Genomic DNA, 489 nt, shown 5'->3' on the forward strand with positions numbered 1-489 from the left:
GAGGCTTATGTGGCCTCGTGGATTGAAATCCAAAGACCAGGCTGAACGGAACCGCGTGGCTACGTCGAGGCTTATGTGGCCTCGTGGATTGAAATACTTTCTGCAGTGAAAAAATAAAATCTTCCAGTACGTCGAGGCTTATGTGGCCTCGTGGATTGAAATATCAATATTGTTAAATTCTACAGCGATTAAGCGCGTCGAGGCTTATGTGGCCTCGTGGATTGAAATGAAAGAAAAGTTTGATTCTTTCAAGGCTGGCGTAGTCGAGGCTTATGTGGCCTCGTGGATTGAAATACACTCCGTAAAACTGCAAATAAGCCAAACCTACGTCGAGGCTTATGTGGCCTCGTGGATTGAAATAAATCCTCATTTAAACTATTTTTGGTACACAATAGTCGAGGCTTATGTGGCCTCGTGGATTGAAATTTATGTGACCGGCGGCCCTGTTCTTCCTGGCACGGTCGAGGCTTATGTGGCCTCGTGGATTGA

At 46.0% G+C, this 489-nt stretch carries 1 CRISPR repeat array.

Annotated elements, in window-relative coordinates:
• Positions 1 to 63: 63 nt before the first annotated feature.
• Positions 64 to 426: direct repeats of the CRISPR family, unit length 32 nt; unit sequence GTCGAGGCTTATGTGGCCTCGTGGATTGAAAT.
• Positions 427 to 489 lie beyond the last annotated feature (63 nt).

The organism is Clostridium sp. KLE 1755 (assembly GCF_000466465.2).
GTDB lineage: Bacteria > Bacillota > Clostridia > Lachnospirales > Lachnospiraceae > Eisenbergiella > Eisenbergiella porci.